The sequence below is a fragment of the Shimia biformata genome (genome assembly GCF_016888515.1).
Lineage (GTDB): Bacteria > Pseudomonadota > Alphaproteobacteria > Rhodobacterales > Rhodobacteraceae > Shimia_A > Shimia_A biformata.
On the sequence record NZ_JAFEJK010000001.1, the window covers coordinates 642,168 to 661,590 of the forward strand.

Consider the following 19,423-nt stretch of genomic DNA (forward strand, 5'->3'; position numbering starts at 1 on the left):
GAAGTCGGCGGCTTGGCCCCGCACTTTATTGCCAAAACCTCATCCGTGGGTTGGCCATGAGCGGTGTTCGTCGTCAATCACGAAGGCATGGGTATGGTGGCGTTGGCCGTGGTGTGCCTTCAGATGCGGGTGGTCTGCGGGTAGGTCCGGGTGGTCGTGTTCGAACTCAGTCTGATTGGCGTCGCGCCACAATAGTATTCCAAGAACAGTGGCGAGGAAGGCGGCAATGCCGAGGACAACCAATGCCGTGCCCAGCGACAGCGCGTCCCCGGCCCAGCCCGCAAGCGGGTATGTGACAAGCCAACAGGCATGGCTGAGCGCGAACTGTGCGGTGAAAATCGCGGGTCGATCGTCCGGGTTGGCGGAGCGGCGCAAAAGGCGGCCTGACGGCGTCAGGATCGCGGAATAGAGCAGGCCTGCCAGCGCCCAGAGGCCAAGGAAAATGCTCCATTCCGGCGGTCCCGACCGGGACCACGTCAGCCCAAGCGTTAGGGTCAGCCCAGACAGCAGAATCGCTGCGGTCACCATAACGGCGCGGTCGGCGACATGGTCCAGCAACCGAGGCAGGCACAGCGCCGCCACCATACTTCCCGCACCGAAGGCAGCCATGGCCAGTGCAAGCTGCGCGTCGCCCAGCCCGAAAGTTGCGCGCACCGCGACGACGGAATTCACGATCACGAAGGCTCCGGTCGTGGCTGCGGCGAAGTTCAGCGCCAGCAGCCCGCGCAGCCTGGGGGTGTTGAGGTATATCCAGGTGCCCCGGGTCAGACGTTCGCGGAATGGGCGGTCTTTGTTGCCCGAAGTCGCAGGGATCGCCACCGTTGCCACCAGAAGCGCCGAGACCGCGAACCCCGCCACCGTGCCGGAAAACAGCCAATGGAACGAGAACAGCGACAGGACCAGCCCGGCAATCGCTGGCGACAGCAGATTTTCCAGGTCGTAGGCCAGCCGGGACAGCGACAAGGCGCGGGTATACTGCCGTTCGTCCGGCAGGATGTCCGGAATCACTGCCTGAAACGCAGGGGTGAAAGTGGCAGATCCCGATTGCAGAAGGAAAATCAGCACGTAGATCTGCCAGATCTCTGTCACGAAGGGCAGCGCCAGCGCGACCGCGGCCCGAAGCAGGTCCATCACGATCAGCACGTGCTTGCGGTTCATCCGCGCCACCAGCGCCCCTGCCACTGGCGAGAGACCGACATAGGCGGTCATCTTCAGCGTATAGGCGGCGCCCAAAACCGCTCCTGCAGACGCTCCTGCAAGGTCATAGGCCAGAAGCCCCAGTGCGACGGTCATCAGCCCTGTCCCCAACAGGGCGATCACCTGCGCCGAAAAGAGGCGGCGAAAGACTGGGTTGGTCAGCGGACTGGCAGAGAGTGTGTCGGACATCACAAAGACTTTTGACGGATGCGGACAGTCTGGCAGAGCAGACCGTCCCGCAAAAGCCAAAAACGACGGAAAACCGTTAGGCGGCCAGACCCTTGGAACCCATCTCGAGAAACTTCTTGCGGCGCGATTGAAGCAGGGCGTCACCCTTCTGGTTCGCGACCTCTTTCATCATCTGCGACACCGCCGCGCCAACCGATTTGATCGTTGCCGCCCGGTCGCGATGCGCCCCGCCAAGAGGCTCTGGGATCACGCGGTCACAGACTTCCAGTTTTTGCAGATCCTGCGCGGTCAACCGAAGCGCTTCGGCGGCCTCGCGCATCTTCTCAGAGTCTTTCCACAGGATCGAAGCACAGCCCTCGGGCGAAATCACGCTGTAGACCGAATGCTCCAGCATCGCCAGCTTGTCAGCCGTGGCAAAGGCCACCGCCCCGCCGGAACCGCCCTCACCAATGATGACGGACATGACGGGCACTTTGATCTGCAGCAGTTTTTCGGTCGAACGTGCGATCGCTTCAGACTGTCCGCGCTCCTCGGCACCTTTGCCGGGATAGGCACCGGGAGTATCGACCAACGTGATCACGGGCAGGCCGAACTTGTCGGCCATTTCCATCAGGCGGATCGCCTTGCGATACCCCTCGGGGCGGGCCATCCCAAAATTGCGCTCGATCCGTGACTTGGTGTCATTGCCCTTCTCGTGGCCAATCACAATGACGGGCTGGTCGTTGAACCTGGCCAGGCCCCCCATGACAGCGTGGTCATCGGCAAAGTTCCGGTCCCCGGCCAGGGGCGTGTATTCGGTGAACAGCGCCTCGATGTAGTCCTTGCAATGGGGGCGTTCCGGGTGACGCGCGACCTGGCATTTCCGCCATGGCGTCAGGTTCTTGTAAAGATCACGCAGAAGCGTGGCGGCTTTCTTGTCCAGCGCGGCCGCCTCTTCGGTGACATCCATCTCTTCGTTGCCACGCGCCATCGCGCGCAATTCCTCGGCCTTGCCTTCGATCTCGGCCAGGGGCTTTTCGAAGTCGAGATAGTTGGTCATCAACGGATCACTCCACAGCGGTTTTGTGGACCGTTATATGACCTTGGGGCAAAGCAAATGCAACCTTCGCCGCATCACGGCCGAAGCACCGGCCAGAGTGAGGCGACAAGCAGTGCCGCCATGGTCCAGTTGAATGCGGTCAGGCGGGTCGGGTTGGTCAGGATTCGGCGCATTTGTTGACCAAGAACTGTCCATGTGCTGACCGAGGGAAGGTTGATAACGCCGAACACGACCGCGACCATGCAGACCGACCACAGCGTCCGGTCCGGCGCATAAAGCGAGATCGCGGTCAGTGCCATCGTCCAGGCCTTGGGGTTGACCCATTGGAATGCTGCGGCCTGCAAAAAGGACAAAGGTGTCCCCGATGCGCTGGCCTCGGACGCGGGTGCGCCGGCACGGGTGATCTTGGCGGCGAGCCAAAGAAGGTAGGCAATGCTGACCACTTTCAGGATCAGGTGTGCGACCGGGAAGGTGTCAAAGACCTGCATCAGCCCGATCCCCACCAGCACGATCATCACCGTAAATCCGATCCCGATCCCAAGCATATGCGGAATGGTGCGGGCAAAGCCGAAATTCGCGCCCGATGCCATCAGCATTAGGTTGTTCGGTCCCGGTGTAATCGATGAGACCAGCGCAAAAAGGGCGAGGGCGGACAGCATATCGTAACTCATTGCGCAACCATGCCGCCCAGTTGGTGGTGAGGGGTTGCAAAATTGTGTGAAAATGCGGAAATATCGCAACAAATGGCGAAACTTGACCAAACAAATCAAAAAATATTGCGTGAATTGTGCCGGGATGGTCGTGTCAGCAACCTTGATCTGGCTGACCGCGTTGGGCTTTCACCCTCGGCCTGTCTGCGCCGGGTGCAAGAGCTTGAGCGCAGCGGCGTCATTGCCGGATACCGGGCTGTTCTGGACAAGGCAAAGCTGGGGGTTGGTTTTGTCGCCTATGTGACTGTCGGGCTGAACCGGCACACCAAGGACGCGCAAGAGGCATTCGAGCGCGCCATCGCGCGCGCCCCGGAAGTCACGGAATGCCATAACATTACCGGTGCTGTGGAATACCTGCTCAGGGTCGAGGCGGCAGACCTTGGCGCTTACAAATCTTTTCACACCGATATATTGGGAACCTTGCCTCAGGTGAATGCCATCACCTCTTATGTGGTGATGGGGTCGCCCAAGGATGACCGTGCCTGAACAGGGCGGCCAGCCAAAGGATTCCAGATGACTGCAACACCAGGCAGCCCGGCTGCACCCGAGAACAATCCCGCCAAGGCCATCACGTTCATCCTTGTCGGCATGGTGTTCATCACCATCAATGATTCCGTGATCAAGTTTCTTTCGGGGGACTATCCCCTGCACCAGATGGTGTTCTTTCGGTCGGGCATCGGGCTGATGTTCACGCTTGTCCTTGTGCAAATTGAGGGCGGATTCCAGATTCTGCGCACCGCTCGCCCGGTCCTGCACCTGATCCGCGCACTTCTTGTCGTCGTGGCCAATATGAGCTTTTTTGCGGCTCTTGCGGTTCTGCCTTTGGCCGACACCAATGCGCTGTTTTTCGTCTCGCCGCTGCTGATCACGCTGCTGTCAGTGCCTTTGCTTGGGGAAAAGGTGGGTGTTCGCAGACTTCTGGCCATCCTCGTTGGTTTCCTTGGTGTCCTGATTATGATCCGGCCGGGCGCGGATGGGTTCAACGTGACCATGCTGCTGCCGCTTCTCGCGGCAAGCGCCTATGCCCTTATGCAGGTCCTGACCCGTAAACTGGGCGTTGCGTCCAAGGCCTCGGCAATGGCGGCCTATATCCAGCTGACCTTCCTGTGCGTGTCGACTGGGTTTTTCATCGTGGCTGGGGACGGACGGTTTGCCGAGGGCGTCACGGATCCCAGCCTTGAATTTCTGTTGCGAGCCTGGGTCTGGCCAGCTTCTTCGGATTGGGCGCTTTTCATTCTCTTGGGTGTCATGTCTGGCGGGGTCGGATACACTCTTTCGATGGCCTATCGCACGGCCAGCGCCGCCACTGTGGCCCCTTATGAATATGCCGCCATGCCGATGTCTGTTGCCGTGGGGTGGTATCTTTTCGGCGATTGGCCGTCTCCGACGATCTTTCTTGGTATCGCCATGATCGTTGGGTCCGGCCTATATGTCTTTCTGCGCGAAAGCCAGAAATCGCGCACGATTGCGGCCCTTCCCAAACGTGGACGGGCGGGGTGATCGGCAAAGCCTTGCCTAGCGGAATCCCGCGCATTGATTGAATGCGCGGCCTACGTAATCTGGCCCCGGTTTTTCTGGAGCTTTCATGCTGGTTTCCGCCCGAACTTTGTTTCTCGTAGCCTTACTGTCACTCGCCGCCGCTTGTTCGCAATCGGAACCGGGGGTCGAACGCGCCGCGCACTACCTCGATCTTCAGGCGGTGCCGCTCTATCCCAATGAAACGCCAGAACTGCGCCGTCAGATTGTCAGCGCGGCTGTGCGGCACGATGTGCCGGTCGAGTTGGTGCAGAAAGTCGTGGTGCGCGAGTCCACTCACCGTCCCGAGGCCCGTAACGGTCCATATTTCGGGCTCATGCAAATATTGCCAGCGACGGCCCGCAGCATGGGCTTCGACGGCCAGCCCAAGGACCTCTTGGACGCTGAAACCAACCTTGAATATGCAGTGAAGTACCTTCGCGGCGCATGGATGGTGTCGGATGGAGATATGGATACTGCGGTCAAATGGTACGCGCGCGGCTATTACCACGAAGCCAAGCGCCGTGGTTTGCTGGAAGAAACCGGTCTTGCGGGATAGCGTCCGCCACCTGCGCGAGGCATGGGTATTTGTTGAAGAAAAACCGGAGTCGCCCCGCCTTTCTTGCCCAAATACCCCCGCCGCAGGCAACGCCCGATAACGTGCTTTAGTTGGCCGCGATCAATTCCGCCTGGGCGACGATCACTTCGGCCTGTTTGATCGAGGCGATATCTACCAGTCGGCCCTTGTAGACGGTAGCGCCTTCGCCCTTGGACTTGGCGTCTTCCATCGCGGCGAGGATTTCACGCGCTTCAGTCACGGCTTCCTCGGATGGGGTAAAGACTTCGTTTGCCAGTGCGATCTGTTTCGGATGGATGGCCCATTTCCCAACCATGCCAAGCGTCGCTGAACGGCGCGCCTGTGCGATATAGCCTTCATCATCCGAAAAGTCGCCAAACGGACCATCCACAGGCAGGATGCCGTGCGTGCGGCAGGCAGCGACGATGGCGGCCTGGGCCCAGTGCCACGGGTCGGACCAGTGTTTCTGGCCTTCTCGGATCATGTAGTAGTTTTCCTGCGTTCCGCCGATTCCGGTCGTCTGCATACCCATCGAAGCGGCGAAGTCGGCAGCGCCGAGGCTCATGGCCTGAAGTCGCGGTGATGCGGCGGCGATGGCCTCGACATGGGCGATGCCGGCAGCCGATTCGATGATCACTTCAAAGGCAATCGGCTTCTGACGTCCCTTGGCGCGTTCGATCGCGGTCACAAGCGCGTCGACGGCATAGATGTCTTCTGCGCAACCCACCTTGGGAATCATGATCTGGTCAAGCCGATCGCCCGCCTGTTCCAGTAGGTCAACAACGTCACGATACCAGTAGGGTGTATCCAGGCCGTTGATCCGCACCGACAGGGTTTTGGTGTTCCAGTCGATCGTGTTGATCGCCTCGATCGCGTTGGCGCGGGCAATGTCCTTGTCCGACGGGGCCACCGAATCTTCGAGGTCGATGTTGATCACATCCGCTGCCGAGGCCGCCATTTTCGCAAACAGCTTGGTGTTCGAGGCCGGGCCGAACAGCTGGCAGCGGTTGGGGCGGGCTGGGGCGGCGGGTTGGATGCGGAAGCTCATGTGCAGACCTTTCGGGTAAGGAAATTACGTCTTGTTGGGCGTGAGCGATATTAAATTGCGCGTCGATCCGCAAGGGGAATTGTGCAGTCGCAGCACAGGTGGTGCGCTGCGTTGCGGCATGCGCATGTTGGCGGTTGCAGGGAATTTAGTGCCCTTCAGAAAAATTCGGAAGAAAAACGAAGGCTGACGCTTCGTTACGAAAGATTATCCTAACAAATGACAATTTTGGCGAAGAAACGTGTTCGTAACTTGGTTGCGCTAGCAAAAGGGGGAAAAACTTGCAGCCGCCCTCTGAAAGACTCGCGGGGACAGATTCTGACGAGGACAGCGCGATGATCGAAACCCCTTATCTTTTGTTCCTGGGCGATGCGCCGGATCAACTGGCCGCAAAGGTGGCGCAGGGCATCAAGGACTGGCGTCCTGAAAACGCCGTTGGGCAATACCGGATGGACGGCTGCAAGGCCGATCTGGGTCTTGCCGACATGGACCTGGCCGCAGCCAAAGCCGCTGGCGCAAAGACGCTGGTGATCGGCGTGGCCAATCGTGGGGGCGTGATCTCGCCGGAATGGAAAAAGGTGCTGGTGATGGCCCTGGAGGAAGGGTTCGACCTGGCTTCGGGACTGCACAACCTGCTGCGCGACGAGCCTGACCTGGTAGCCGTGGCCGAAGCCACTGGCCGCACCCTGCACGACGTGCGGATCCCCAGCGTTCAATACCCGATAGCCAATGGCAAGAAACGCGCAGGCAAACGGGTGCTTGCGGTTGGGACGGATTGTTCGGTTGGCAAGATGTACACCGCGCTATGCATGGATGCCGAGATGCGCAAGCGCGGCATGAAGTCCTCCTTCCGCGCGACCGGGCAGACCGGCATCCTGATCACCGGTGAAGGTGTTCCGCTGGATGCAGTAATCGCGGATTTTATGGCTGGATCGGTTGAGTGGCTGACCCCTGACAATGACGACGACCATTGGGACCATATCGAGGGACAGGGAAGCCTGTTCCACGTGTCCTATTCCGGCGTCACCATGGCGCTGATTCATGGCGGGCAGCCTGACGCGCTGATCCTGGCGCATGAGCCAACCCGCACGCATATGCGAGGATTGCCGGAATATGATCTGCCGTCACTGACTGCGCTGCGTGACATGGCTTTGCCCTTGGCGCGGGTGGCAAACCCGGATTGCCAGGTGGTTGGCATTTCGGTCAACACCCAGCACATGGATGAGGATGCAGCCCGTGCTTATCTTGCTGAGGTTGAGGCCGAGATGGGCCTTCCGGCGACCGACCCATTCCGGTTCGGCGCGGGCAAGCTGGTCGACGCGCTGGCGGCATAGTAAGAACCAAGGGTGAGGCCGGGGGACGCTGTCCCCCGGACCCCCTGAGGTATTTCAGGCAAGAGGAAAGGACGAGGCGGGTGCAGGTTTCCGTAACGCGCGATGTATTCAAATTGGCGCAGGTCTTTATCATTTCGCGAGGGTCGAGAACCGAAGCCAATGTTCTGACGGCGCGGATCACGCGCGATGGCGTGACGGGCTGGGGCGAATGTGTTCCATATGCGCGTTATGACGAGACGCTGGACAGCGTGACGTCCGAGATCGAAGCGTTGCCAGACGCATTTGACCGTGAGTCGCTTTATGATCTTTTGCCGGCAGGTGCGGCGCGCAACGCGGTGGATTGCGCTTTGTGGGATCTTGAAGCCAAGGAGACCGGGCGCCGGGTGTGGGAGCTGGCTGGTTTGCCGGCACCAAGGCCGGAAATCACTGCCTATACGTTGTCACTGGACAGCCCCGAAAAAATGCGGGCGCAAGCATCGGAAAATGCCTTTCGCCCCCTGCTGAAGATCAAGCTGGGCACTCCTGACGACATGCCGCGCCTGGAAGCTGTGCGTGCGGGTGCGCCGACATCGCGGATCATTGTCGACGCCAACGAAGGCTGGTCAGCCGAAGTCTACGCCGACCTTGCCCCACATCTTGTGCGGCTTGGTGTTGATCTGGTGGAACAGCCCTTGCCTGCAGGCGAGGACGACGCGTTGATCGGGATGGATCGCCCGGTGCCGGTCTGTGCCGACGAAAGCTGCCATGACCGTGCGAGCCTGTCCGGGCTGAAGGGTAAATATGACGTGGTCAATATCAAGCTGGACAAGACAGGTGGCCTGACCGAGGCACTGCGGCTGCGTCAGGCCGCACTGGCAGAGGGGTATCAGGTCATGGTCGGCTGCATGGTCGGATCGTCCCTTGCGATGGCCCCTGCGACCCTTGTGGCGCAGGGTGCGTTGGTAACAGACCTTGACGGGCCGCTGCTTCTGGCCGAAGACCGCGAGAACGCTTTGATATTTGACACATCCGGTGTGCATCCACCTGTGGCTGCACTCTGGGGTTGAGGAGAGACTGATGACCCGCACTGTTTATGTAAACGGCGACTACCTGCCCGAGGACGAAGCCAAGATCTCGATCTTTGACCGGGGTTTCCTTATGGCGGATGCGGTTTACGAGGTGACGTCGGTTCTGGATGGCAAGCTGATCGACTTCGAGGGTCACGCGGTACGTCTCAAGCGGTCGCTGGACGAATTGGATATGGCGGAACCTTGCTCCAAAGACGAACTGCTGGAGATTCACCGCAAGCTGGTCGAGCTGAACGAAATCGACGAGGGGCTGGTTTATCTGCAGGTGACACGCGGGTCGGACGGGGATCGCGACTTTGTCTTTCCATCCGCCGAAACGCCGCCGTCCATCGTTCTGTTCACCCAGAACAAGCCGGGTCTGGCTGATAGCCCCGCGGCGCAGAAAGGCGCCAAGGTCATCTCGATCGAGGATATCCGCTGGGGTCGCCGCGACATCAAGACCGTGCAGCTGCTGTATCCGTCGATGGGCAAGATGATGGCAAAAAAGGCAGGTGCGGACGACGCATGGATGGTTGAGGACGGGTTCGTGACGGAAGGCACGTCGAACAACGCGTATTTCGTCAAAGGCAACAAGATCGTGACCCGGCCGCTGTCGAACGACATCCTGCACGGTATCACCCGCGCCGCAGTTCTGCGCCTGGCCGATGAACTTCAATTTGAAATCGAGGAACGCAAGTTCACCATCGACGAAGCAAAACAGGCGGATGAAGCCTTTACGACATCGGCCAGCGCCTTCGTGATGCCCGTGATCGAGATCGACGGTGCGCAATTGGGCGACGGCACACCCGGCCCTGTCGCCAAGCGCCTGCGCGAGATCTATCTGGAGGAAAGCCGCAAGACCGCCATCTGAGCGGTCAAGACTGCGCCAGACGCCGCGCCTGAACCGGTGTGACGCCGAACTGTGCGCGGAAGGCGCGGTTGAAATGCTCGATACTGCGAAAGCCGGCCTGGACCGCGATGGTCGAGGCCGGTTTCGTCTTCTGGCCGGGGTCGCGCAAAGCGGTCATCGCTGCCTCAAGGCGGGTTTGTCGCACCCATTCGGACACTCCGGACCCGTCCTCGCGAAACCGAGCCTGCACCGTGCGGACACTGACGCCGAACTGTTTTGCGATTGAAGTGACGTTCAGGTCGGGATCTGACAGGCGGGCTTCGGCCCAGATTTTCATCAAGGCTACATCGCTTTGGGGCACCTCGGGAGCGACGTTCTCTGCAAGGCAGGAAACAAGGTTGATCAGGGCACGGCCCATTGCTTTGACAACATTCGCGTCGCCGGAACGCACGGCAAGTGCGGCCAATTGGTATTGAGCTGCAACCAGCCTCCCGACCGGTGCCTGGCCCAAATGGTTGTTAATTTGCGCAATCGTCGCCGGTGTGTTGCGCCCGCCAAGTAGATTGCGCGGCAAGCGCAACGAAAACAGGTTCAGGTTGGATCCCGGCAAGAAGTCCAGGGAAAACGGTCTTGCGTTGTCGATCAAGCGGACGGCGGCGGGCGGCACCACTGTGTCTTCGTCATTGGCCCGGTATCGGTAAGGTTGGCCGGGTTGGAAATTCAGGAACAGACTGTCATCGGGCATATGCCGCAGATGCCTTGTGTCCCGGCTGGCCCGGTGGCCGGGTGCGCGGATCGTGACCAGATGGCAGCCATCAATCTCGTATGATGTGAAATCGGCGTTGAACACTCGGTTTGACAGGCGCTCGGGCTGGATCCCGACGAAGGTCGAGCAGATCGCATCGCAAAAGAAGTCGAAGCGTTCCGAGGCCGGAGCGACCGTTGTGCTTCGAAACAAAACTGCGTTGTTTTCGCTTTCCGTCAAGGATTTGCGCTCTTGATCAATACTCCGCCTCCTCTTGCGCCCCTAGAATAGCGGCATTTCAAGCAATTTGGAAACATCGGGAGGACATCATGAGCGATGCCGATTTCAAACAGAACCCCGCTTTTGTGCTGGTGCATGGTGCGTGGCATGGGGGTGCGTGTTGGGCGCGTCTGGTTGCCGCGTTGAACGCGGCTGGTTTCGCGGCGCTTGCGCCGGACCTGCCGGGCGCAGGGGGGAATGCCGCCTCGCCGCTGGCATTTTCGAGACGGCCGCTAGATACGGCTGCATTCGCGACGGAGCCGTCACCAAATGCAGCCGTATCCCAGGATCAACGCAATGATGCGATCCTGGCGGCGGTTGACGAGGCGGCCGCACTTGGAAACGGCAAAGTTATTCTGGTGGGCCATTCCCTGGGCGGGATCACCGTGTCCCCAGTGGTCGAGGCGGCGCCAGAAAAGGTCGCCGCCGCGGTTTATCTATGCGCCTTTATGCTGCCACCGGGCATGCCTGCCGTCGCCATGATCCTTTCTGAGATCATGGCAGAGGCGCTGGTTCCGCCGCTGTTCATGGCCGATCCCGAACAGGTTGGCGCGCTCAGGATTGATGTTGGATCGCAGGACGCGACCTATGTTCAAGGCATCCGTGACGCGTTCTATGGCGACTTGTCGGATCAGCAGTTCGAGCAGACCCGCAGTCAGCTGCATTGCGATGAGCCCGTGTCGGTGGCGGCGGTTCCCTCAAACATTACACCGCAACGATTCGGGACGGTGCCACGCCATTACATCCAGTGTTTGCACGATCGTGCAATTCCGATAGCGGGACAGGATCATATGATTGCATCTGTTGACGACGCGATTGGGGGAAAGACGACAATACACAGCCTGTCCAGCAGTCATTCGCCCTTTCAATCAAAAGTCGGCGACTTGACGGCAGTTCTGGAGTCTATTGCCAGCAGCAGCTGATTCCAAGTGCGCCCGCTATTCCTTGTCGGTAAAGCGGGCGACAACTTCCAATACAACGTATGCGGTTACAACCAATCCGGCAAGGATCATAACGGCGGTCACGGCAAACAACTCCTCTTTTAATAAAAACAGCAATAGGCGCTAATTGGCGTCAGGTCAAAATAATTGTTCTTTTGTTTGCGTTTGATCGCTCAATTCCCCAAAAATCCGCGGAATGAGGCCAGACATGAAACGAAAACAGGCCCGTTCAGTCAAAAAATACGCATTCGTTCAAAGGTTGTAGGGGTTAACTTTCCTCAGGGCCGACGTTCTGTGCGAAGGCAACTTTGAAGGCGGCCTGTTGCTCGTCGGTGGCTTCGGTTTGGTTCCTTGATTTCCACTCGTCATACGGCATGCCGTAATAGATTTCGCGGGCTTCGTCCTTGGTCATCTCGATGCCGCGTTCGGTGGCAGCTTCCTGATACCAGCGCGACAGGCAATTGCGACAAAAGCCGGCCAGGTTCATCAGGTCAATGTTCTGCACATCCGTGCGTTTTTCCATCAGATGCGCCCGCAACCTGCGGAAAGCGGCGGCTTCGAGTTCAATCCGCGTTTGGTCGTCCATGGTTCTTCTCCGGCTTTGCGGTTCGGGCTTGGTTTAGGCCTCGCGTTGCCACTCGGCAAGGGGGGAGATGGCTCGGGAAATCACATCAGACGCAGGGCAAAATAGGGGGCCACGTTGAAAATCAGCGTCAGAAGCTTGTAGTTGGCAAGCCACCGAAAATAGGCGGCCTTGACCTGCGCGTCGTCCATTCCAAACAACCCCGCGTGAAACCCGGTGGCAAAATCGCGCATCACGGCAATGCCAATTGTGGCGGCGGTCAGGATGGCGATGTTCACAACGGCCATCCAGCCGAAGAAAGGCAACAGGAAGTCGGGGGTCATTGTGTCCTCCTTTCCGGGCGAAAGGTCAGCGCCCGCCACCATGAATATGGTTGCACCGGAAGAAGCGGGCAAGAGGTGCGGTCAGAGTGCCCGTTTGGCGTAGGTGGTGCGATTCATGTCCACCGGTTCGACGGACAGACTGCCCACTTCGGGTAGGTGGCGCTCCAGTACGGCCAGAAGCGTATTGGCAATATCGGCCTTGGTTTCATCGTCCCGGCCTGACAGCAATCGCACCGTCAGATGCGCAAATGTCTGCGGCATGACGCCGCTGCGGACATTGTCGACCGCGATGGTACGGGTCTTGACCGCCTGTGGCGCAGAGGCAAACGCAGGGTGCGCCTGTGCCGTTTGAAAAAGGTCACTGGACAGGGCGGGCAGGTCATGGCTACCGGCCAGCGAAGGTGAGTGTTCAAGTATCAGATGTGGCATGGATCCCCTATAGCCCTGTATCGTCAAGTACCGCTGGCAGCACCCGCGCAAGCCGATGCGCCCAGTCCGCCTGACCTTCGTCGTCGGCAATCAGGTCCTGTCGGATCTCGACCAGCGCGTTCAACCGCCCCTGTTCCAGCGCATGCCGGTCGACAGAGTCGCCGGGCAGATATCCGGCATAGGGTTCGTTGTCACCGACACATAGATCGCCTTCGGCTTCAAGGGCGCGGATCAGCGGCAAACCCAGCCGACCATCCATAGGCGCGTGCAGGATGCCAATGTGCCACGGGCGCGGTTTGCGCCCGTTCAGCTTGGGCGAAAATGAATGCATGGCGACGATCACAACATCGTCGCGCCGGGCGGCCAGCCCCTCAAGCGCGTCGTGGTAGGGGCGGTAATACGCTTCTCGCCGGCGTTCACGTTCCTCATCCGTAATGTAGCGGTTGGCTGGGATAATAGTGCCGTCATAAAGTTGCATGATCTGTGTCGGGTCTTCCTCGCCCCGGTTCGGGTCGATCACCAGACGCGAGAAATTCGAGCAGATGACCGGGGCGTTCAGAAGTTCACCCAGCCGCAATGACGTGCCGCGCGCACCGATGTCATAGGCGATGTGTCGGGCCATGTTCTCTTCGCCGATCCCAAGGTCGCCGCCGTTGATTTCGGGCGGTACGAAATTCGAGGCATGGTCAACAGTGATCAGCCAGCGCGAGTCTCGGTCCGCGCCGAAAATGTCGAAAGGGTGCATGGTCATCAGCCTGTCATATACTTTCGTGCAGGCTTAGGACAGTTGCTTCTGAAAGGGAATTGGGCAATAAGGGCGACGACACTCGTTAGCGGTAACAAGCCGCAAAAATGGACGGATTTGATGCGAAGACTTCGGAATGTGAAAATCGTGGCCACGCTGGGGCCCGCCTCGGAAACCTATGACATGATCCGTGCGCTGCACGAAGCCGGGGCCGACGTGTTCCGCCTGAACATGAGCCACGGCACCCATGACGAGATCCGTGAAAAACATCGCATCATTCGCCAGGTCGAGAAGGACCTGGAAAGCCCGATAGCCATTCTTGCCGACCTTCAGGGTCCAAAGCTGCGCGTCGGCACCTTTGCCAAGGGCGAAGAAGAACTGATCGAAGGTGCAGCCTTCCGTTTGGATCTTGATCCGGCCGAAGGCGACGAGACCCGCGTGTGCCTGCCGCATCCAGAAATTTTCGCTGCGCTCGAAGACGGCACGCATCTGTTGGTCAACGACGGGAAGATTCGGCTGAAGGTCACCACTTTCGGTAAGGATTTCGCCGATTGCGAGGTCATTACCGGGGGCACGATTTCGAACCGCAAAGGGGTGAACGTGCCGGACGTGGTGCTGCCACTGGCAGCGCTGTCCGAAAAGGACCGTGATGACCTCGAATTCGCTTGCGGGCTGGGGGTCGATTGGATCGCCCTTTCATTTGTGCAGCGCGCCGAGGATGTGGTCGAGGCACGGACGCTTGTGCAGGGGCGCGCTGCGATCCTGTCGAAGATTGAGAAGCCCGCCGCCGTGAAGGGTTTTGACGAAATCCTGGCCGCTTCGGACGGAATCATGGTGGCTCGCGGTGATCTGGGTGTTGAACTGCCGGTCCAGAACGTGCCGCCAATCCAAAAGCGGCTTGTGCGCAGGTGCCGCCGCGCGGCCAAGCCGGTGATCGTGGCGACGCAGATGCTGGAAAGCATGATTGAAAGCCCGATGCCCACACGGGCCGAGGTTTCAGACGTGGCGACCGCAATTTACGAGGGAGCGGACGCCGTTATGCTGTCGGCGGAATCCGCGGCAGGCGCATATCCGGTCGAGGCGGTGACGACGATGAACAATGTCGCGGAAGAGGTCGAGACCGACGCAACCTATCGTGAGATCATCGAAAGCTCGCGTTCGGCGGAACGGGCCACTGTGGCTGATGCGATTGTGGCTGCCGCGCGCGAGATTGCCGAGACGACCGAGATCAAGGCAATCTGCTGTTTTACTGAATCCGGCACGACCGCGCTTCTGACCGCGCGCGAGCGGCCCCGCGTTCCGATCATCGCCATGACATCGCGTCGTGGCACCGCGCGTCGACTGGCACTTAGCTGGGGCACCAATTGCGTGATGACGGATGAGATGTCGCGCTTCAAGATGGCGGTGGTTTCGGCGGCGCGTGCTGTGCGGGCAAATGGCTTTGGCGGCCCCGAGGATCAGATCGTCGTAACCGCTGGGTTGCCGTTCAACGTTCCGGGCACCACGAACATCCTTCGGGTTGCTCCCTGCGATGAGCGTTTGATTTACAACATGGAAACCGAGTAACCTGCCCTCCGAACATAGGGTGCGGTACTGGATGCTGTCAGACTACTTGCTGACAATTGGGTTGCTGGTGGGGTTGTTTTCGATCCCCGCGATGGTGTCGGCCTATTCCGACAACCGCCCCCCGCGGGCATCCATGGCGGCGTTTATCCTGTCCTGCGCAACCATGGCTTTTGCCTACAGCCAGCATCCCGGCGGTTACGATGCGGCCGACGTTCCCAATGTCGTCGTGCAGGTCATTGCCGATATCATCAAGTAACGCTGGTTTTTTTGGGGCAGAAACCTCTTGCGAAGTTGGGGGATGGGCCGTATACGGCGCCTCTGTGTGCGCGACCGGCCAAGAGGCATGCCGAGTCGCGTGAAATACCGACCCGAATAAAGGAGACGGAAATGCCCAAGATGAAGACCAAGTCGAGCGCCAAAAAGCGCTTCAAGATGACGGCCAGCGGCAAGGTGAAAGCCGGCCAAGCCGGTAAGCGTCACGGCATGATCAAGCGGACCAACAAATTCATCCGCGATGCACGCGGCACCACGACACTGTCGGAAGCCGATGCAAAGATCGTCAAGGGCTATATGCCCTACGCCCGTTAATCCCACTTAAGGAGGACGCATTATGAGCCGCGTTAAAGGTGGGACCACGACCCACGCCCGTCACAAGAAAGTCATCAAGGCCGCCAAAGGTTTCTATGGCCGCCGCAAGAACACCTTCCGCGTTGCGACCCAAGCCGTCGACAAGGCGAACCAGTACGCAACCCGCGACCGCAAGCAGCGCAAGCGGAACTTCCGCGCCCTGTGGATCCAGCGCATCAACGCCGCTGTCCGTGCGCACGACGAATCGCTGACCTATTCGCGCTTCATCAACGGTCTGGCCCTGGCCGGGATCGAAGTGGACCGCAAGGTTCTGGCGGATCTCGCCGTGCATGAGCCGGAAGCGTTCAACGCGATCGTTGATCAAGCCAAAGGCGCGCTGCCCGCATAACCCGGGTACCAGTGACAACATCGAACCCCGTGCCGCTGGGCGCGGGGTTTTTCTTTGGCGCGTCGATCCCGTCACCGGCCAGAACGGGTGATCCGGGCGGCCCCTGTCACGGGAATTGCCAAAATTCGCCCAAAATTCTCCGTTAAAAAACAAAAGTCCGTTGTCATATTCATAACAGCCCAGCGGTAAGAATGGGCGCGTAAATGGTTGAGACAGGCGCGTAATGGCACGAATTAGCGAGCTTCATTATTCAAATGCCTATGCAGCCACTTCGGGTGTAAGTGAATTCCTTGAAGTGGCTCTGGGCGCGGGAGAGGACCCGGCAGGTTTTATCGTTTCCTTCTATCAGGCCGACGGGTCTGTCGGGATCGAGATCCCGCTTGATCACCCAGCCGTGCAGGTTTCGGCTGACCCCGACAACGGTGAGATGGTCTATGTCATCTCGGCCGATGATTTTCCGATCCTTCTGACCGATCCCGATGGCGGCGGGGCGAACAATTACGAAGCCTATGCGCTGACAAATACCGAAACCTCGACGGTGATCGATTTTTATGACATCGGCGGCGGCACCCGCAACATCGTAGCGATTGATGGGGCGGCGGCCGGCGCGGTTTCGGAAAACGTACCCGTTCTTGTTGGCCCCAACTCCACCACGACTACTCTGCAATGGAACCAGCCGAACCCTGATACACTGACCTATGACTCGGTCTCTGCCGGGGACACCGGGCTGGCCTGTTTCGTTGTGGGCACGTTGATTGACACGCCGGACGGCCCGCGCCCGATCGAGTCTCTGAAGCCCGGCGATCTGGTCTCGACGCTGGACAATGGCCCCATGCCACTGCGTTGGACTGGGCGCAGGACTGTGGATGGGCGCGATATCCATGCACCCGTGCGCATTGCAGAAGGGGTATTCGGGGCGCGGCGCGATCATTTTGTCTCGCCGCAGCATCGCATCCTTGTGCAAGGGTGGCGGGCGGAACTGCTGTTTGGTGAACCGCAAATGCTCGTGCCGGCCAAGGCGCTTATCAATGACGGCTCGATCAAGCGGGTCCCGTGCCGGCTGGTGACCTATGTGCATCTCTTGTTCGACGATCACCAGGTCGTCACCGGCGATGGGGTCGCCTCGGAAAGTTTCTTCCCTGGTGATGAGGGCCTGAACGGTCTCGGAGCGGACACGCAGCAAGAACTCGTGTCGCTATTCCCGGAACTGGCGGACAAGCGCACCTGGAAGGGTGAGACCGCGCGTCCGGTGGCCATTCAACGTACGGGAACCCTGCTGGCACCGGTCTGCCCCTGATCCAGCTGCCAGCGGCCTTGCAATCAGCGGCGCGCACGGATAGCAGGTCTGGGACATTTTACCGACCCCAATCAAGGTGCCCAGGACAATGGACGACCTGCGTCAGAAATACATCGAAGCGATCGCCAATGCCGCCGACGAATCCGCGCTCGAGGATTTGCGCGTGCAGGCCGTTGGCAAGAAAGGCGAGGTCGCGCTGAAGATGCGCGAACTGGGCAAAATGACGCCGGAAGAGCGGCAGGTCATGGGGCCGAAGCTGAACGCGCTGAAGGATGAAATCAACTCGGCGTTGGCGGCCAAGAAATCGGCGCTGGCCGATGCCGCGCTGGATGAACGTCTGCGCACGGAATGGTTGGATGTGACGCTGCCAGGTCGTGGCCGACGCCAAGGTTCGATCCACCCGATCAGCCAGGTCACGGAAGAGGTGGCAGCCATCTTTGCCGACATGGGCTTCTCGGTGGCGGAAGGCCCGCAGATCGAAAGCGACTGGCACAATTTCGATGCGTTGAACATTCCAGGCCACCACCCCGCCCGGGCCGAAATGGACACGTTCTATATGCACCGCGCGGAAGGCGACAATCGTCCGCCGCACGTGCTGCGCACGCATACTTCGCCCGTTCAAATCCGCTCGATGGAAATTGCAGGCGCGCCCCTGCGGGTGATCTGTCCGGGCCGTGTCTATCGCGCCGACTACGACCAGACACACACCCCGATGTTCCACCAGGTCGAGGGTCTTGCCATCGACAAGGACATCTCGATGGCCAACCTGAAATGGGTGCTGGAAGAGTTCGTGAAGGCGTTTTTTGAAGTTGACGATGTCGAGCTGCGCTTCCGAGCGTCGCACTTCCCGTTCACGGAGCCTTCGGCCGAAGTCGATATCCGTTGTTCCTGGGAGGGCGGTCAGCTGAAGGTGGGCGAAGGCGACGATTGGCTGGAAATCCTCGGCTCGGGCATGGTGCATCCGAAGGTGCTGATGGCTGGCAACATTGATCCGGCCGCCTGGCAGGGTTTTGCCTTTGGTATGGGGATCGACCGGATCGCCATGCTGAAATACGGCATCCCTGACTTGCGCGCTTTCTTTGACAGTGACCTGCGCTGGCTGCGCCATTATGGGTTTGCGTCTCTGGACACACCTACGCTGCACGGCGGGCTCAGCCGCTGATTCCTGCGCCCCGGCGCAAATGTCGAAATCATGTCGCGGACGGGCCATTCCCGTCCGCGATGTCGTTTAGGCTGATCGTAAAAAAGGGGGCGACATGACCCAGATCCTGATTCTCGAAGGCAATTCGCCTGACATGCTGGCAGCGGGGAAATCCGATGCGGAGCCCTTCGTGTCTACCATTCTGGCGCTGGACCCTACGGTGACCGTGACGATTGCCGCGCCTTATGCGCATGCTGTGACAGAGGACCAACTGGCCCATGCCGACGGGGTGATCTTTACCGGCTCGGGGGTCGACTGGGCCACCGATGCGCCCGAGGCCGCGCCACAGCGAGACGCGATGGAGCAGGTCTTTGCCACCGGCAAACCTGTCTGGGGGTCTTGCAACGGCATGCAACTGGCGGCGGTTGTCCTTGGTGGGGCCGTGGGCGCGTCACCCAACGGGATTGAAATCGGTCTGGCGCGCGGCATAACCCTGACCGAAGTAGGCGCGATTCATCCGGCGATGGCCGGGCGCGTCCAGGGGTTTGCCGTGCCCTGCATCCACAGGGACGAGGTCCAGCGCCTGCCCAAGGGAGCGGTACTGCTGGCCGGAAACGATCACTCTCCCGTTCAGGCGATAGCTTATGAAACGGGTGGCGTGGATTTCTGGGGCGCGCAATACCACCCCGAGTTTTCACCCGATTTCGTAGCGCAGATGGTGCGCAACAAGCCTGCGGCATTGGGCGGCGAGCCATTGGCGACAGCACTGGAAGGCTGCGAAACGGATTTGGGGGCGGCAGGCGGTCTTGGGGCGACCCCCGACATGATGAGACTGCCATTCCGCGCAGTCGAGATCGCCAACTGGCTACGCCATGTCGAGGCGCGCAAGGCTTGAC

The 19,423-nt window shown here is 59.8% G+C and carries 23 protein-coding genes; 14 read left to right on the forward strand and 9 right to left on the reverse strand.

Translation table 11 applies throughout. The features are described from left to right. Window positions 1–39: 39 nt before the first annotated feature. The 3 genes from JQ863_RS02985 to JQ863_RS02995 form a co-directional block, all read right to left on the reverse strand. On the reverse strand, window positions 40–1,386 hold the full coding sequence (locus tag JQ863_RS02985; RefSeq protein WP_204112843.1) for an MFS transporter: 1,347 nt from the start codon (window positions 1,384–1,386) through the stop codon (window positions 40–42). 76 nt (window positions 1,387–1,462) lie between these two features. Continuing rightward, window positions 1,463–2,425, reverse strand: coding sequence for an acetyl-CoA carboxylase carboxyltransferase subunit alpha (locus tag JQ863_RS02990; protein ID WP_204112844.1), 963 nt, complete (start codon window positions 2,423–2,425; stop codon window positions 1,463–1,465). 74 nt (window positions 2,426–2,499) lie between these two features. After that, window positions 2,500–3,096, reverse strand: a complete 597-nt coding sequence (locus JQ863_RS02995) for a LysE family translocator (RefSeq protein WP_204112845.1) — start codon at window positions 3,094–3,096, stop codon at window positions 2,500–2,502. 72 nt (window positions 3,097–3,168) lie between these two features. Here JQ863_RS02995 and JQ863_RS03000 point away from each other — a divergent pair, with 72 nt between their 5' ends. The 3 genes from JQ863_RS03000 to JQ863_RS03010 all read left to right on the forward strand — a co-directional run bounded on the left by JQ863_RS03000 (window position 3,169) and on the right by JQ863_RS03010 (window position 5,209). Further along, a complete protein-coding gene (locus JQ863_RS03000; protein WP_204112846.1) occupies window positions 3,169–3,621 on the forward strand; it encodes an Lrp/AsnC family transcriptional regulator in 453 nt (150 codons plus the stop codon). 27 nt (window positions 3,622–3,648) lie between these two features. Next, the gene (locus tag JQ863_RS03005; RefSeq protein ID WP_204112847.1) at window positions 3,649–4,635 is read left to right on the forward strand and encodes a DMT family transporter; all 987 of its coding nucleotides are present in this window, start codon (window positions 3,649–3,651) and stop codon (window positions 4,633–4,635) included. Window positions 4,636–4,720: 85 nt separating this feature from the next. After that, on the forward strand, window positions 4,721–5,209 hold the full coding sequence (locus tag JQ863_RS03010; protein ID WP_204112848.1) for a lytic transglycosylase domain-containing protein: 489 nt from the start codon (window positions 4,721–4,723) through the stop codon (window positions 5,207–5,209). A 106-nt stretch (window positions 5,210–5,315) separates the two neighbouring features. Here JQ863_RS03010 and JQ863_RS03015 read toward each other — a convergent pair whose 3' ends face one another. Continuing rightward, the gene (locus tag JQ863_RS03015; RefSeq protein WP_204112849.1) at window positions 5,316–6,275 is read right to left on the reverse strand and encodes an L-malyl-CoA/beta-methylmalyl-CoA lyase; all 960 of its coding nucleotides are present in this window, start codon (window positions 6,273–6,275) and stop codon (window positions 5,316–5,318) included. Between the two features lie 332 nt (window positions 6,276–6,607). Here JQ863_RS03015 and dgcN point away from each other — a divergent pair, with 332 nt between their 5' ends. The 3 genes from dgcN to JQ863_RS03030 all read left to right on the forward strand — a co-directional run bounded on the left by dgcN (window position 6,608) and on the right by JQ863_RS03030 (window position 9,523). Beyond that, window positions 6,608–7,606, forward strand: a complete 999-nt coding sequence (dgcN, locus tag JQ863_RS03020; protein ID WP_204112850.1) for an N-acetyltransferase DgcN — start codon at window positions 6,608–6,610, stop codon at window positions 7,604–7,606. A gap of 80 nt (window positions 7,607–7,686) precedes the next feature. Then, the gene (gene dgcA, locus JQ863_RS03025) at window positions 7,687–8,652 is read left to right on the forward strand and encodes an N-acetyl-D-Glu racemase DgcA (protein ID WP_204112851.1); all 966 of its coding nucleotides are present in this window, start codon (window positions 7,687–7,689) and stop codon (window positions 8,650–8,652) included. Window positions 8,653–8,662: 10 nt separating this feature from the next. After that, window positions 8,663–9,523: a D-amino-acid transaminase gene (locus JQ863_RS03030; protein WP_204112852.1), complete on the forward strand. Its 861-nt coding sequence runs from the start codon at window positions 8,663–8,665 to the stop codon at window positions 9,521–9,523. A gap of 4 nt (window positions 9,524–9,527) precedes the next feature. On the opposite strand, the gene JQ863_RS03035 is transcribed toward JQ863_RS03030, so the two are convergent. Then, the gene (locus tag JQ863_RS03035) at window positions 9,528–10,460 is read right to left on the reverse strand and encodes an AraC family transcriptional regulator (protein WP_204112853.1); all 933 of its coding nucleotides are present in this window, start codon (window positions 10,458–10,460) and stop codon (window positions 9,528–9,530) included. A 116-nt stretch (window positions 10,461–10,576) separates the two neighbouring features. Here JQ863_RS03035 and JQ863_RS03040 point away from each other — a divergent pair, with 116 nt between their 5' ends. After that, complete coding sequence (locus JQ863_RS03040) at window positions 10,577–11,449, forward strand: alpha/beta fold hydrolase (protein WP_204112854.1); 873 nt, start codon at window positions 10,577–10,579, stop codon at window positions 11,447–11,449. Between the two features lie 286 nt (window positions 11,450–11,735). Here JQ863_RS03040 and JQ863_RS03045 read toward each other — a convergent pair whose 3' ends face one another. The 4 genes from JQ863_RS03045 to JQ863_RS03060 all read right to left on the reverse strand — a co-directional run bounded on the left by JQ863_RS03045 (window position 11,736) and on the right by JQ863_RS03060 (window position 13,547). After that, window positions 11,736–12,053, reverse strand: a complete 318-nt coding sequence (locus tag JQ863_RS03045) for a DUF1244 domain-containing protein (protein ID WP_204112855.1) — start codon at window positions 12,051–12,053, stop codon at window positions 11,736–11,738. Window positions 12,054–12,133: 80 nt separating this feature from the next. Next, window positions 12,134–12,373 carry a DUF6868 family protein gene (locus JQ863_RS03050; RefSeq protein ID WP_204112856.1) on the reverse strand — a complete coding sequence of 80 codons (240 nt, stop codon included), beginning with the start codon at window positions 12,371–12,373 and terminating at the stop codon, window positions 12,134–12,136. An 81-nt stretch (window positions 12,374–12,454) separates the two neighbouring features. After that, window positions 12,455–12,802, reverse strand: a complete 348-nt coding sequence (locus JQ863_RS03055) for a 5-carboxymethyl-2-hydroxymuconate Delta-isomerase (RefSeq protein WP_204112857.1) — start codon at window positions 12,800–12,802, stop codon at window positions 12,455–12,457. Between the two features lie 7 nt (window positions 12,803–12,809). Next, a complete protein-coding gene (locus JQ863_RS03060; protein WP_204115037.1) occupies window positions 12,810–13,547 on the reverse strand; it encodes an N-formylglutamate amidohydrolase in 738 nt (245 codons plus the stop codon). 120 nt (window positions 13,548–13,667) lie between these two features. On the opposite strand from JQ863_RS03060, the gene pyk reads away from it, so the two are divergent. From pyk to JQ863_RS03095, 7 genes are all read left to right on the forward strand, one after another. Then, window positions 13,668–15,113, forward strand: coding sequence for a pyruvate kinase (pyk, locus tag JQ863_RS03065; protein ID WP_204112858.1), 1,446 nt, complete (start codon window positions 13,668–13,670; stop codon window positions 15,111–15,113). Between the two features lie 31 nt (window positions 15,114–15,144). Beyond that, on the forward strand, window positions 15,145–15,369 hold the full coding sequence (locus JQ863_RS03070) for a hypothetical protein (RefSeq protein WP_204112859.1): 225 nt from the start codon (window positions 15,145–15,147) through the stop codon (window positions 15,367–15,369). A gap of 131 nt (window positions 15,370–15,500) precedes the next feature. After that, a complete protein-coding gene (gene rpmI, locus JQ863_RS03075; protein WP_204112860.1) occupies window positions 15,501–15,701 on the forward strand; it encodes a 50S ribosomal protein L35 in 201 nt (66 codons plus the stop codon). A 22-nt stretch (window positions 15,702–15,723) separates the two neighbouring features. Beyond that, the gene (gene rplT / locus JQ863_RS03080; RefSeq protein WP_204112861.1) at window positions 15,724–16,089 is read left to right on the forward strand and encodes a 50S ribosomal protein L20; all 366 of its coding nucleotides are present in this window, start codon (window positions 15,724–15,726) and stop codon (window positions 16,087–16,089) included. A 223-nt stretch (window positions 16,090–16,312) separates the two neighbouring features. Continuing rightward, window positions 16,313–17,386 carry a Hint domain-containing protein gene (locus JQ863_RS03085; protein WP_204112862.1) on the forward strand — a complete coding sequence of 358 codons (1,074 nt, stop codon included), beginning with the start codon at window positions 16,313–16,315 and terminating at the stop codon, window positions 17,384–17,386. 88 nt (window positions 17,387–17,474) lie between these two features. Next, window positions 17,475–18,548 carry a phenylalanine--tRNA ligase subunit alpha gene (pheS, locus tag JQ863_RS03090; RefSeq protein WP_204112863.1) on the forward strand — a complete coding sequence of 358 codons (1,074 nt, stop codon included), beginning with the start codon at window positions 17,475–17,477 and terminating at the stop codon, window positions 18,546–18,548. Between the two features lie 94 nt (window positions 18,549–18,642). Then, entirely contained in the window at window positions 18,643–19,422 is a 780-nt protein-coding gene (locus JQ863_RS03095; protein ID WP_204112864.1) for a type 1 glutamine amidotransferase, read from the forward strand. Window position 19,423: the final 1 nt, after the last annotated feature.